Genomic DNA, 13,235 nt, shown 5'->3' with positions numbered 1-13,235 from the left:
TTACAGTTCGTTTATGGAGTCGCGGTAGCATTCAACAATGTCTTCATATCCCTGCTCCACCAGTTGTTCCTTCTGGAATTTTTTATTTTTCTTCATATTAACGATCATGACCTGTTTTCCTGCCGCGCGTTCTTCTTTTGCAAGGCTTAATACTTTCAGCATGCCTTCCTGAGGCATGTTCTTCTCGATGAGGAACGCCTTTTTAGACCTGCTTGTCGGCACTTGATAGCCTCTTTCCAGCAGGAGCATGACAATTCGTTCGAACCCGATTGAGAAACCTACCGCAGGGGTATTCTGTCCCGTGAATTTCCCGATCATCTCGTCGTAACGTCCGCCGCCGCCTACAGAACCGCCGAACTCGTCCATAGAGATTTCGAAAATAGTCCCGGTATAATAGGACATTCCACGTACGAGTGTGGGGTCGAAGCTGATCTTGAAATCAGCCTCTCTTGCCGTTTCCACACTTGTAATAATCATTTCCAGTGAAGACGCTGCTTCATCCGGGAGAAAGCCTTCCAGTTTCTCTTTGCAGTAGCGTACGCCCTCCACGTTGTTTGTAATTTCTTTGAAAAGCTGAAGATATTTTTCCACCGATTCTTTCTCATATCCGCACTCCTCTAATTCAGATGCAACACCGTCCATGCCGATCTTGTCCATCTTGTCCAGTATAATGAATACATTCTCGTAGTCTTCTTCTTTGAAACCGCTGTAAGCCGCCATCGCCTTCAAAAATCTGCGGTCATTGATGCGGATCGTGAAATTTCTGAAATCCAGCTTTCCAAGCAGCGTGGATGTCGCAAGAATCAGCTCGATCTCCGCGAGATTGCCCGGTTCGCCCAAAATGTCGATGTCACACTGCATAAACTGACGGAAACGCCCTCTCTGCGGTCTGTCGGCGCGCCACACATTCCCCATCTGCAGTGCCTTGAAAGGTGACGGGAGGTCGTTGGCATTATTTGAATAATACCGTGACAGCGGCACGGTCAGGTCATAACGCAGTCCCCCGTCAACCAGGTCACTCTCTGTCTGTGCTGTATCGATCTTTAACTTTTCGCCTCTTTTTAGTATCTTGAAAATCAGCTTTTCATTATCCCCGCCCTGCTTGCTGCACAGGTTTTCAATATGTTCCACACAGGGAGTCTCTATGGATGAAAATCCAAATGCTTTGTAAGTTTCTTTGATGAGCCCTATCACGTAATCTCTGATCTCCATCTCAGCGGGCATCATGTCCTTCATTCCGGTGACCGGTTTCTTCTTTAACGCCATAACCATTCTCCTTTTCGCTCTATCATTTCGTCAATACGGCCGATATATTCCGTAATGTCTTTCACATTCTCAATCCTGACCAGGTTGCTCTTCTTCCCGTTCTCCATCTGTACCTTCTCCGGGAGCACGATCTTTGTAGAAGAACCTGCCCCGGCCGCAAGGATTGTCTGTTTTTCTTCCATAATAAGTATATTGTATATTCCGGCTTTGTCAACCTTTGCGTAACCAACATTTTCAAAATTTCCCGCAATATTCTTCTGCCGGTACAGATAATAAGGAACAAGCCCCATCCTCTCTGCCGCCCCGGCGCTGTCCTCCACCATCTGTTCAATCTCGCTGTGCAGGTCAATCCTGCAGTGTTCCTGTCCTAGACGGGCAGCCCGTTTGATTGCGAGCGCATGTACGGTCAGGCTGTCCGGCCCCAGTGCTTCTATCTGTCTTAAGGTATCACGCATATCCCCTGCATTCTCACCGGGCAGTCCTGCAATCAGGTCCATGTTAATATTGTCAAATCCAAGTTTCCTCGCCATATGGAACACATCTTTCACATCCTGAACAGTATGTCTGCGCCCCACCTCATCCAGAGTTTTCTGCTGCATGGTCTGCGGGTTGATAGAAATACGCGTTACCGGATACCGGGAAAGCACTTCCAGTTTCTCCCTTGTGATACTGTCCGGTCTGCCGGCTTCTACCGTAAACTCCTTCAGTTCCCCGTAAGAAAAGGTGTCCCCCAGATGCAGAAGCAGCCGTTCCAGCTGATCCGCCTCAAGGGTCGTCGGAGTCCCGCCGCCTATATAAATGGTATTCAGTTTCTTTCCCTGTACCGCCCTGCCAATTGCCATAATCTCCCTGCAAAGCGCGTCCAGATAAGCGTCCATCCGGTCTTTCCATTTTTCGAGAGGTGAGGAACTAAAAGAACAGTAGGAACAGATGCTCGGACAAAACGGGATCCCCACATACAGACTGTACCCATTGTCATAGTCCAGACGGTCCAGCTGCGCCTTTTCTCTCTTTGCAATCTCCAGTCCGAGCTGTGCCTTCTTCGCGCTGACCGCGTATTCTTTTTTCAGAAACTGAATAATTTCTTTTTCATGCATTCCTGTTTCCACTTGCTGCATGATGAGTTTCGTGGGCCTTACACCGGTGAGCATCCCCCACGCAAGCTGTATCCCAGTCTCTTTGGACAGCCAGTCATACACATGTCTGGTCACAAACTTCTTGCGCTCCTGCCGGTCCGTAAGGGCGTTGATTTCACCTTCGGTAATGGAAAAGCAAGAGCCCCCTTCCAACGTTAGTTTTACCAGAGGTTCTTGCCCTTCATCCACCTTTTGCCCGATCTCCGTGTTCGGGAAAAAGGCCTTCGTGATATGATATAAATTATACATATACAGTGTATCTTTACTGCTTATTTCAATCATAATAGTTTTAAAAATCCCGCTTTCTGCTATTCATTCGCAATCTGGTACCCTATATTAAAGAAACGGATTGTTCTTCTTCTCAAAAGCAATCGTCGTCTCGTCCATATGTCCCGGATATACCTTTGTCTCATCCGGAAGGCACATCAGCCTTTCCTGGATGGAACGGATCAGCTGTCCCGCACTTCCTGTCGGGAAGTCTGATCTGCCAATGGAGGAACAAAATAAAGTGTCCCCGGAAAACAGTACACCTTCTGCCGGAATATAGTAGCAGCAGCCTCCTATTGTATGCCCCGGCGTATAGATAACTTCAATATCGAATCCCGCTGCTTTAAGCTTCTCCTTGTCCTTCACATATACGGCATCCGAAAATGTATATCCCGGTCCGTATGTGGCGGATGAATTCAGCGAGGCATCATTTAGCAGTGCCTCCTCTTTTTCATGTGCATAAACGGGTACAGGGAATTCCTTCAGGAACCCGTCCACACCCATGATGTGGTCGAAATGCCCGTGTGTCAGCAGAATGGCTGTCAGCTTCAGCCCCTGGTTCTTAATATGGCTCACAATCTCCGCCCTCAAAACCGCGGGATCTATCAGAATACATTCCTTTGTGTCTTCATTCTGCACAAGATAGCAATTCGTGCCTATGATACCTATTGCAAACTTTTCTATCTTCATCTTAATTTAACCTGCCGTTCGTTCAATATCCATCACGCCGTCTAACTGGCGCAGTTTCTCAATTACTTTGTTCAGCTCATCCCGTCCGTGCACGATGAATCCCATGTCCAGTGTGGCTGTGCCTTTCTTACTGGTACGGATATTCATGGACTTCACGTCTAATTTCGCCTCTGTAAAGATCTTAGAAATGTCCATCAGAAGTCCCTGCCTGTCATGGGCATACATCTTCAGCTCGGCCAGATACTGCCCGCCGCTCTCCGCCTCTGCAGTCTCTTCCCATTCGGCATCGATCAGGCGTTCTCTTTCCTTCTCTGACAGATGGAGCATATTCACACAGTCCGTCCTATGGATCGACATTCCGCGCCCGCGGGTGACAAATCCAACGATCTCATCTCCCGGAACCGGATTACAGCATTTCGAAAAACGTACCGCCATATCATCGATTCCTTTTACAACAATACCACTCTTGGACTTGGCAATGTGGACTTTCTGATTATTCGCTTCTGAAATCTTCTCCAGAATCGTCTCATCCGTGATCGTCTTCTTGTGTTCCTTCTCGTACTCTTCTACAAGGCGGTTCACAACCTGGCCTTCCTTCAGCCCGCCGTGCCCCAGCGCAGCCAGAACGGCATCCCAGTCTCTGAAACCGTACTTCTTCTGCACAATCTGCTGGTACTTCGGCTTCATGATATTCGTCAGACTAATCGTCTTCGCCTTGCAGTAGGCATTAATCAACTCCTTGCCGCGCACGATATTGTCTTCTTTAAATTCTTTCTTAAACCACTGGTTGATCTTATTCTTTGCCTGTGTGCTCTTAACGATATTCAGCCAGTCCCGGCTCGGTCCCTTGGAATTCTGGGAAGTCAGAATCTCTATCCTGTCACCGTTCTGGATCTTATAGTCTATATTCACCAGCTTTCCGTTTACTCTGGCGCCGACCATCTTATTGCCTACCGCACTGTGGATCGCATATGCAAAATCAACCGGCGTCGAACCATTCGGCAGGTTCTTCACATCACCGTTTGGGGTAAAGCAGTATACATCCTCCGCGAACAGGTCCAAATCACCTTTGAGCAGGCTTAAAAACTCCCGGTTGTCTGACATGTCACGCTGCCACTCCAGAATTTGGCGCAGCCAGCTCAACTTCTCTTCCTCCTGGGCCTTCACACTCTTCGTGGAGTCTCCGCTTTCCTTGTATTTCCAGTGTGCCGCAATACCGTACTCAGCGGTCTTGTGCATCTCCTCGGTGCGGATCTGAATCTCGAACGGCTGTCCTGACGGCCCCATCAGTGTCGTGTGGAGGGACTGGTACATATTCGCCTTTGGCATGGCAATATAATCTTTAAATCGGCCCGGTATAGGTGTGTACATCTCATGAATTACACCGAGGGCCGCATAGCAGTCCTTCACGGAATCAACAATGATGCGGACTGCAAACAGGTCATATACCTGATCCAGAGTCTTATTCTGGTTCACCATCTTCTTATAGATACTGAAGAAATGCTTTACACGCCCGTAAACCTTCGCGTTAATATGAGAATTCCTCATATGTGAAGAAACTTCCGCCACGATCTGCTGTACAAAATCCTCGCGCTCAGTCTTCCTCTCATTTAAATCTTTTACCAGGTCATAATATACTTCGGGCTGATAATACTTTAATGACAGATCGTCCAGTTCTGTCTTAATCTTGGAGATACCGAGGCGCTGCGCGATGGGCGCGTAAATGTCCATCGTCTCCCTTGCCTTTTCCTTCTGCTTGGCCTCTACCATAAATTCCAGCGTCCGCATATTATGGAGCCGGTCAGCCAGTTTAATGATAATGACACGGATATCCTTTGCCATTGCAAGGAACATCTTCCGCAGATTCTCCGCCTGAACCTCCAGTTTATCCTGGGAATAGGACAACTGTCCCAATTTTGTGACACCATCCACGAGAAGTGCAACCTCATCTCCGAATTCTTTCGCCACGTCTTCGAGAGTCATCTCCGTATCTTCTACTGCATCGTGCAGCATGCCTGCCACGATCGTCTCCTTATCCATCTCAAGGTCCGCCAGAATAATCCCGACCCACAGAGGATGGATAATATAAGGTTCGCCAGACTTGCGCACCTGACCGTTATGTGCCTGATTTCCGACCCTGTATGCTTTCTCAATCATTGTAATATCCGCAGACGGATGATATTTCCTGACTCTGGCAATCAAGGCCTGATATAATTGTTCAGGGTCTTGATAATCTTCGGGCGCTTTTACGGCATGCCCGTCTACGATCTCCAGATTCATATTCAGCAATTCATATTCCGGAGTCCCCGCCATATCAATTCCCCCTTTCTTCCATCGTAAGTTTCATATTCCTAAGTATACCATCATTTTTATTTTTTTCAAACTATTTCAAACAGAAAATGGCGCAAAAACGCCAAAAAATGACCTTACTGGTAGTTGGTCACCGTAATCTGAAGCGTACGGTTTCCCATATATTCGTTTATTGACGGATAAAAGGTAAACGACATCTCCGGTTTCCCCCGCATATACTCCATACATGCGGCAGCATCACCGAAATAAACTGCCTCCATCTGATTGCCCCGCTGATCCTGTACCCTGAACTTTAGAACATTCTGATTCTTGCCGATAATTTTCGGGCTGATTACTTTCAGATTTTTTTCTGCGAACACGGGTTTCGTATTTCCCTTGCCGAACGGTTCTAAAAGTTCCAGTTCGGAAACAAGTTCTTCCGTCACATAAGGAAGCGGAAGCTGCATGTCTATAGAAACCTTCGGCAGCATGTCCTCCTCAGACAGGTCCGCAAGCTCATTAATCACCTCCCGGAACCGCCCTACATTCTCCTCTTTGAGGGAAAGCCCCGCCGCCAGCTTATGTCCGCCGAACTTAGTAAACAGGGCTCGGCATTTGCACATTTCCTCAAACATATTATAGGCCTCGATGGAACGTCCCGAGCCCTTCACACCTTCCTCACCTGCCGTCAGAACAAAGGTCGGCCTGTAATACCTCTCTTTAATTCTTCCCGCTATAATCCCGGCTATACTCTCATGGCAGTCCGGAAGATAGATAACGAGAACCTTATCCTCACCCATAGAGGTATTTTCGATCTGCTCCACAGCTTCTTCAACACCCTTTTCGGTCATCTCCTTGCGGCTGTCATTCAGGGCTTTTAAGTCTTCCGCCAGCATGACCGCTTCACGGCGGTTCGGCGCATTTAAAAGCTCAAGCGCCCGTTTTGCAGTGTCCAGACGGCCGCTTGCGTTGATGCACGGCCCGATTACAAAACCAATATGGTAAGCTGACAGACGGTCCACGGGCACACCCGTACATTCCATCAGTGCTTTCAGGCCGTGATTATTCGTTCGTTTCAGCATTTCCAGACCCTGCTTTACAAAAATCCGGTTCTCACCGACAAGGTCCATCACGTCACCAACGGTCGCAATTGCCACATTTTGCATCAGGTAATCCACATCGTCCACATCGCGCTGCATCACCTCATATAATGCCTCCACCAGCTTGTAGGCAACTGCCGCCCCGCATAAGCCCTTAAACGGATAGTCACAGTCTGCCCGGTGCGGGTCAATGACCGCATCTGCCTGTGGAAGAAGGTACTCCCGCCCGCTTCCGGCATCCAGATAAGGCACTTCATGATGATCCGTCACGATGATTGTGAGCCCCTGCTTCTTCCCATAGGCAATCTCCTCCGATGCGGCGATCCCGTTATCACAAGTAATAATGGTATCGATCCCCTCATCCAGTGCCCGGTCGATCAGCATACGGTTCAGCCCGTAACCATCCTTAATCCGGTCCGGAATATCCGTATCCACATCTCCGCCAAGCTTCGCGATCCCCTCCTGGAGTACATATGTCGCGTTGACACCGTCTATATCATAATCGCCAATTACGCGGATTGGCGCTCCCTCACGAATTTTCTCCGCCAAAATCTCTACTGCTTTATCCATATCCTTCATAAGCATGCCATCAAATAAGTCTGCGATCGTACCATTCAGATAAAAATCAATCTCCTGATCCGACGTCATATCCCGGTTCCTGATCAGCCTTGCAAGAATCGGAGATATCCGGTACTTTTCGGCAATCTGGTTAAAATCTGCTTTTTTCATAGAAACAAACCATTTTTCCACCCTTTATCCTCCTTGTGTATAAAATTTTATCAGAAATACCTGTGGGGTAATCTAATTCTGCAAAGGGGGCACCGCCAATTCACGGCGGTGCCCCCTCCTGCATATACGTTCTTACTTCTTTTCCTGTTTCAGTCCCTTGCCTTTCATCACATACCAGAGTGCGCCTGTGATACATACGGATGAATATGCCCCGCAGATAATACCTACCATCAGCGGCAATGCAAATTCTTTAATCGAACTTACACCCATAACATATAATACTGCAACCATCACGAACGTTGTCAGTGAGGTATAAATACTACGTGTCAATGTACGTGTAATACATCTGTTCACGAGATCTGAGAGTTCCTCGCCGCGTTTCTTTGTCTTCATCTCCTCACGGATACGGTCAAAGATAACGATCGTGGCATTGATGGAGTAACCTACGATTGTCAGCATACATGCGATAAATGTATTACCTACTGATACCCTTGCAACAACGTAGAATGCAAGTACGACCAGAACATCGTGCAGCAGCGCCAGCACGGCACTCGTTGCAAAACGGATGTCCTTAAACCTAAACCAGATATAGAGCAGCATACAAATTGTTGCAATCAGAACTGCAACGATGGCATCCTGTCTCATCTCCGAACTTACAGTTGAACTGATATTCTCTGTTGTAATCTCGTCCTCATTTACATTGAACTCATCTGTCATCGCCTTATTAAATGCTTCACGTCTGTCAAGTTCAAGTGTCTTTGTCTTGAAGATTACCTGATTGGTTCCTTCTACTTTCTGAACCTGTACATTATTGTCCCCTGTTGCATCTTCAATCAGAGGCACGATATTCTTGTCGATCTCCTCCAGACTGTAATCTTTATCAAAGGTCACGTTGGTTGAGGTACCGCCCTTAAACTCAAGGCTGTAATTTAATGCACCCTTGCCCTGGCTGCTGTTAATTCCCATAAATGCAAATCCAGCCAGAACAATTACAATTGATATTGCAAAGAATATTTTTTTCTTACTTAGGAAGTCTATTGGCTTACGTTCCGGTTTTACACGGCCATAAACCTTTGTATTGCGGATTCCCACTGCATAGAAGGAATACACAATCAGACGTGTAATCACCAGTGCGGTAAACATGGAAACCACGATACCAAGTGCCAGTGTCTGTGCGAATCCTTTTACACTTCCACTTCCCTTCAGCCACAGCACGGCCGCTGCAATCAGGGTTGTAATATTTCCGTCCAGAATCGCCGACATCGCCTTATGGAAACCTGCATTCAGCGCAGCCCTTACGTTCTTGCCGGCCGACAGTTCCTCACGGACTCTGGCGAAAATGATAACGTTCGCATCCACCGCCATACCGATACCAAGGATAATACCTGCGATACCCGGAAGTGTCAGTGTAATATCAAATGCATTCAGCAGGACAAGAATCAGCCCCGTATAAATGAGCAGTGCAATACTTGCCGCAAATCCCGGAAGCAGGTATACAAAACACATGAAAATAAACACAATTGCAAGTCCGATCGCGCCGGCCTTTAAACTGGTGCTGATCGCTTCCTGCCCCAGCTGTGCACCAACAACATTGGAACGCAGCTCCTCGAGTTCCAGACTCAGTCCACCGATACGGATCGTGGATGCCAGCTGTTCTGCCGCTTCAAAATCCATACTTCCTGAGATCTGGGCCTGCCCGTCAAGGATTTCATTCTCCACATTCGGCACACTGACGAGTTCTCCATCATAGTAAATTGCAATCGTCTCTTTGCCTGCCGCTTCTTTTGTTGCAGCCGCAAATTTCTCAGTTCCTTCTTTTGTAAAGGAAAGCTCGACGATATTCTTTTTGTTATTCATTGAATCCTGCGTTGTTGCTGCAGATGCATTCTTAACATCTGTACCGGTGAGAACGATGGAACCATCCTCCTTTAGCTCATCGATCGTCTTGTTAAGCTTATATTCCCCAGCAGATACCTGTGAATAGTTAGCGTTGCCGTCACTGTCCTTTTCTCTGATAAAATACAGTGAGCCCGGCTGTCCTAATTCGTCCAGAATCTTGTTGGCATCCTTAACACCTGGAATCTCAATGCTGATACGGTCATCGCCCTCCTGATATACGGTAGCCTCTGTACTGTAACCTTCCACACGTCTCTGCAGCTTATAAATGGTATCATCCATATCTGCCTGGGACGGTGTGTCCCCTTTGACCTGATATGTAATACTTACGCCGCCTTCCAGATCAAGACCAAGCTTGATATTCTTTGCGGCACCTGAACCTGTTTTCCCGAATCCGACCACTGTTGTAAATCCCAACAGGGCAATCAGCAGGGCAGTCAGAATCAGGCTGATAATGCCTTTACTTTTCTTCATGAGTCACATTCCTTTCTTCATCTGCCAATGCAGCCTTTATCATAATCGCACATTCTACACGTTTACGTTCCATCTCACAGCTCACATCATACGTATCATGAATCGTATTGTGGAATTTATAAGAGTTTGCCATACAGCCGCCGCTGCAGTAGAATCTGGCAAAACACTTCCGGCATTTTTCTTTGGAATAGACGCTGCAGCCTCTGAAATCATCCGCGATTTCCGGTTTTACGATTCCGTCATCCACATTTCCCATCAGGAACTTTTCATTCCCGACAAACTGGTGGCACGGGTATAAATCCCCCCACGGCGTAACAGCCAGATACTCTGTCCCTGAGCCGCAGCCTGAAAGTCTCTTTGCGACACACGGACCGCCTTCTAAATCCAGCATAAAATGGAAGAATGTAAATCCTTCCCCCCTGCGCTCTCTTTCCACCATAGTCTTTGCCAGAATATCATATTCCCGGAAAATCTGCGGCAGGTCACTTTCCCTGATTGCATATGGGTCTGTGTCCTCTCCGACTACCGGTTCTATGGAAATCTGTTTGAACCCCAGCTCTGCAAAATGCATGACATCATTTGAAAAGTCAAGATTCTCCCTTGTAAACGTCCCTCTTATATAGTACTTCTCCTGGTTCCGGCTCTCCGCCAGTTTCTGAAACTTCGGTACAATCAGGTCATAACTGCCTTTTCCGTTTCTGAACGGGCGCATTCTGTCATTTACTTCCTTACGGCCGTCGAGACTGAGCACGACATTGTCCATCTCGCGGTTCACGAACTCCTGAATCTCATCATTCAACAGGACACCGTTAGTCGTCACGGTAAAACGGAAATGCTTATTGTGCAGCTTTTCCTGCTCCCGCCCATAAGCCACCAGGTCTTTCACAACCTGCCAGTTCATCAGCGGCTCCCCGCCGAAGAAGTCGACTTCGAGATTCCTCCTGTTCCCGGAATTCTCGATCAGGAAATCCAGTGCTTTCTTCCCCACCTCGTATGACATCAGGGCACGTCTCCCGTGGTATTCCCCTTCTTCCGCAAAGCAGTACTTACATGCCAGATTACAGTCATGCGCAATATGCAGACAAAGAGCCTTAACAACGGTCTTCCTCTGCTTCACTTCCCCTATATAGTCTTCATATATATCTCTTGCAAAAAGCTGTCCTGCCTCTGCAAGTTCAGCCACGGCCTCCAGCACTTCACAAAGTTCTTCTCTGGCATAGGTATCTTCCAGATTCCCGCAGAGATACTCCCGGGTCTCATCACTGCGTAAAGTTTCCGGGGTATGAAGGGGATTCATACCCTCCAGACAGCCGATCACGTCATATGCAATCTTGTCCACCACGTGCACAGAACCACTGTTCACATCGAGGACAATGTTATATCCATTATTCTGGTACTGATGTATCACAACAGATACCCCCACTTTCATCTTAATTCACATGCCCGGAAAAAGAATCCCGGTAACAAGCGTAAGGCAGCGGCCGAGGTCGCTGCCTTTCATGGTTCTTTACTAAATTATATGTATCTTATTTCTTATGTTCGCAGGTCTGATTTCCTACTGTACAGGAAGTCTTGCATGCTGACTGGCAGGATGTCTGGCATTCACCGCAACCGCCCTTTTTTACTGTATTGTTCAATGTCTGTGTATTCAATGTCTTGATATGCTTCATGGTTCTCTCCTCCTACTATTCATGCTACAGGCATGTATTTACCTCGTAACATTATAGCATACTGTTATATGTTTTTAAAGTGTTTTTTTCATGAACATAATCGTTGCATAATCGTATGTCTCAGGATCAGGATATCATCCCCCCAAGCATTCCGCCGCCTGCACAGAGCAAAAATGTTGTCAGTACATTGGCCCCGCTGCCCTGCAGTGTCCGGTACACCCCCAGAGAAATCAAAAGCAGCAGTCCAAAATACAGGATCCCAATCGTCAGTCCCCACGCAAACTTGCGTACCTTCGCCATCTTTCCTGCTGCAAACCCACCGACAAAAGTAGAAATGACATAGATTGCAATAATTCCCCCTGTTACTTTTCCTTCATCCAGATTCAATTTATAAAGCAAAAGTGTCAGCAATAGCAGCAGGATCCCTGTTACTACATAGGCGCACAAAAGGGCTTTCAGAATCCAGACAGCTTTTCCTTCCGCCCCGCGTCCTCTGTTTGTCTTTTTCTCCATCCCAAACCTCCTCGTCCATCATATACTAATACAGCATATGATTGTCCCGCGGGAAATATAACTTAAACGAAAAAAACAGCAGCAGTTTAGGCGAAAGCCGATAAGGAAGTATTGAAAACAAACAGACTTAACGGCTGACAAACAAGGTTGTTATGAAAGACGAGCGAGGGGCATAACGCTTTTCACCCGTCTTTCTTCTTGTCACGCAATAGAAGCCCATTTTTAAGGTAACGAGTATAAAACCATTACGTCCCCCGTTTCCGCATCTGCAAAACCGCATGGCGCAAGGCTTTGTTGACCTCTACGGGCAGCAAGGAAAATCCTCTGTTATTCTTCATCTTTCAAGCTCTCCATTTCTTTTCGTAACTGCTTGATTGCAACGCTTCTTCGATACTGAATGGTGCTGCGATTGCGCCCATACAGCTTGCCGATTTGCTCGTCTGTGCAGCGCAGGAAAAAGTGCAACAGTATCAACTCCCGTTGTGCCGCCGTCAAGCGTTTCAATGCTTCGCCTAACTGTTCATTGTCTACAATTACAGTCTTGTTGCATACGGTAAAAGCGATTGGCTTGTCTTGCTTTACGAAATATTCGTCCGTTGTTGACACGTCAAAGACAAACTCGATATGTTCTTTTTGTTCCTTTGAATACGTCATTTTCATCACCCCCTTTCTGTCCGGAATGAGGGATATAACAAAAACCGTCTGTACAGCGCAAAACTGTACAGGCGGCTATGCTATATGATGTAATAAGGCATATATGATGATGTGTGTGCATTTTTATGGACGGAATACTCCGTCGGCGGGTAATGGTTTTTTTTGACCGTAAATTATGCGGTAGGCTATGAAAAACAGAAAAGGACACGGCGATACCTCCTTGATACCGTCATATCCTTAAAAAGGTAACTCTAATACACCCTCCATATTTCCAATTTTGAAAAAGGAAAACGGCGGCTTTAATTGTTATCACAAATAAAATAAGCCGATAACATACAGTTGGACTACCTGCGTATTATCGGCTCTGCGTCTTAGCGTCTGGCTCTTTGATAACTGACATATTTAATTGTTGTATGTTGATTAAGATTTCTTGCTTGCATTTGGGACAGAATAGCGGAAAGTTTTTTAGCTCTGTATCCTCTCGAATTTTCAATCTTGTTTTATTTCCGCAGACAGGGCAACGTATCCATTCTATTTTGCTCATAACCGCC

General features: G+C 46.9%; 11 protein-coding genes. All 11 read right to left on the bottom strand.

Going from position 1 to position 13,235, the window contains the following annotated elements; translation table 11 throughout:
- Entirely contained in the window at window positions 1-1,266 is a 1,266-nt protein-coding gene (gene hisS, locus ABIN22_RS00570) for a histidine--tRNA ligase (protein WP_109733709.1), read from the bottom strand.
- Window positions 1,257-2,684, bottom strand: coding sequence for a coproporphyrinogen dehydrogenase HemZ (hemZ, locus tag ABIN22_RS00565; protein WP_346906070.1), 1,428 nt, complete (start codon window positions 2,682-2,684; stop codon window positions 1,257-1,259). Before hemZ ends, hisS begins: the two co-directional genes overlap by 10 nt.
- A 54-nt stretch (window positions 2,685-2,738) precedes the next feature.
- On the bottom strand, window positions 2,739-3,359 hold the full coding sequence (locus ABIN22_RS00560) for an MBL fold metallo-hydrolase (RefSeq protein ID WP_346906069.1): 621 nt from the start codon (window positions 3,357-3,359) through the stop codon (window positions 2,739-2,741).
- A 6-nt stretch (window positions 3,360-3,365) separates the two neighbouring features.
- The gene (locus ABIN22_RS00555) at window positions 3,366-5,672 is read right to left on the bottom strand and encodes a RelA/SpoT family protein (RefSeq protein ID WP_109733706.1); all 2,307 of its coding nucleotides are present in this window, start codon (window positions 5,670-5,672) and stop codon (window positions 3,366-3,368) included.
- 113 nt (window positions 5,673-5,785) lie between these two features.
- On the bottom strand, window positions 5,786-7,498 hold the full coding sequence (gene recJ, locus ABIN22_RS00550; protein WP_109733705.1) for a single-stranded-DNA-specific exonuclease RecJ: 1,713 nt from the start codon (window positions 7,496-7,498) through the stop codon (window positions 5,786-5,788).
- 111 nt (window positions 7,499-7,609) lie between these two features.
- Window positions 7,610-9,847 carry a protein translocase subunit SecD gene (gene secD / locus ABIN22_RS00545; protein WP_346906068.1) on the bottom strand — a complete coding sequence of 746 codons (2,238 nt, stop codon included), beginning with the start codon at window positions 9,845-9,847 and terminating at the stop codon, window positions 7,610-7,612.
- Window positions 9,834-11,255, bottom strand: a complete 1,422-nt coding sequence (gene scfB / locus ABIN22_RS00540) for a thioether cross-link-forming SCIFF peptide maturase (protein WP_346906067.1) — start codon at window positions 11,253-11,255, stop codon at window positions 9,834-9,836. Before scfB ends, secD begins: the two co-directional genes overlap by 14 nt.
- A gap of 118 nt (window positions 11,256-11,373) precedes the next feature.
- Window positions 11,374-11,517 carry a six-cysteine ranthipeptide SCIFF gene (gene scfA / locus ABIN22_RS00535; protein ID WP_009002406.1) on the bottom strand — a complete coding sequence of 48 codons (144 nt, stop codon included), beginning with the start codon at window positions 11,515-11,517 and terminating at the stop codon, window positions 11,374-11,376.
- Window positions 11,518-11,643: 126 nt separating this feature from the next.
- Window positions 11,644-12,030, bottom strand: coding sequence for a TIGR04086 family membrane protein (locus tag ABIN22_RS00530; RefSeq protein WP_109733703.1), 387 nt, complete (start codon window positions 12,028-12,030; stop codon window positions 11,644-11,646).
- A gap of 327 nt (window positions 12,031-12,357) precedes the next feature.
- Window positions 12,358-12,684, bottom strand: a complete 327-nt coding sequence (locus ABIN22_RS00525; protein ID WP_346906066.1) for an RNA polymerase sigma factor — start codon at window positions 12,682-12,684, stop codon at window positions 12,358-12,360.
- A 355-nt stretch (window positions 12,685-13,039) separates the two neighbouring features.
- Window positions 13,040-13,228: a cysteine-rich KTR domain-containing protein gene (locus ABIN22_RS00520; RefSeq protein WP_346906065.1), complete on the bottom strand. Its 189-nt coding sequence runs from the start codon at window positions 13,226-13,228 to the stop codon at window positions 13,040-13,042.
- Window positions 13,229-13,235 lie beyond the last annotated feature (7 nt).

This window comes from Faecalicatena orotica (assembly GCF_905197545.1).
Taxonomy (GTDB): Bacteria; Bacillota; Clostridia; order Lachnospirales; family Lachnospiraceae; genus Faecalicatena_A; species Faecalicatena_A orotica.
Note: the sequence above shows the minus strand (reverse complement) of the source record. Positions and strands in the feature narration are given on the sequence as shown.

What these genes read in the sequence shown, in the direction of transcription:
- hisS (WP_109733709.1), bottom strand. Translation starts at nt 1,266, where the DNA reads ATGGCGTTAAAGAAGAAACCGGTCACCGGAATGAAGGACATGATGCCC.
- hemZ (WP_346906070.1), bottom strand. Translation starts at nt 2,684, where the DNA reads ATGATTGAAATAAGCAGTAAAGATACACTGTATATGTATAATTTATAT.
- ABIN22_RS00560 (WP_346906069.1), bottom strand. Translation starts at nt 3,359, where the DNA reads ATGAAGATAGAAAAGTTTGCAATAGGTATCATAGGCACGAATTGCTAT.
- ABIN22_RS00555 (WP_109733706.1), bottom strand. Translation starts at nt 5,672, where the DNA reads ATGGCGGGGACTCCGGAATATGAATTGCTGAATATGAATCTGGAGATC.
- secD (WP_346906068.1), bottom strand. Translation starts at nt 9,847, where the DNA reads ATGAAGAAAAGTAAAGGCATTATCAGCCTGATTCTGACTGCCCTGCTG.
- scfA (WP_009002406.1), bottom strand. Translation starts at nt 11,517, where the DNA reads ATGAAGCATATCAAGACATTGAATACACAGACATTGAACAATACAGTA.
- ABIN22_RS00530 (WP_109733703.1), bottom strand. Translation starts at nt 12,030, where the DNA reads ATGGAGAAAAAGACAAACAGAGGACGCGGGGCGGAAGGAAAAGCTGTC.
- ABIN22_RS00525 (WP_346906066.1), bottom strand. Translation starts at nt 12,684, where the DNA reads ATGACGTATTCAAAGGAACAAAAAGAACATATCGAGTTTGTCTTTGAC.
- ABIN22_RS00520 (WP_346906065.1), bottom strand. Translation starts at nt 13,228, where the DNA reads ATGAGCAAAATAGAATGGATACGTTGCCCTGTCTGCGGAAATAAAACA.